Here is a 321-nt window from a genome sequence, read left to right on the forward strand (position 1 = left end):
GCCCTGGTGCCTGGGGTGTGGCGCTTGACGTGACCAGCCAGGACAGCATCGATGAAGCTGCACGCTTCGCCATTGCCACTGCCGGCAAGATCGATATCCTGGTCAATGCCGCAGGCATTTACGAGGTCGAGTCCATTCTGGAAATATCCCGGGAGCGCACCGCTAGGGTATTTCAGGTCAATATCGAAGGCGTGATTTTCATGACACAGGCCGTTGCCCGGCACATGGTGGAGAGAGGGGAAGGTGGACGCATCATCAACTTCTCGTCCCAGGCGGGGCGTCGGGGCGAAGGACCTGCTGTGGCTTACTGCGCTTCCAAGG

The 321-nt window shown here is 59.5% G+C and carries 1 protein-coding gene; it reads left to right on the forward strand.

The window, feature by feature from the left end; translation table 11 throughout:
• A partial coding sequence (locus AF337_RS12740; protein WP_152971038.1) for an SDR family NAD(P)-dependent oxidoreductase occupies positions 1–321 on the forward strand: 321 nt, incomplete at both ends.

This window comes from Rhizobium ecuadorense, from assembly GCF_001187535.1.
Taxonomy (GTDB): Bacteria; Pseudomonadota; Alphaproteobacteria; order Rhizobiales; family Rhizobiaceae; genus Rhizobium; species Rhizobium ecuadorense.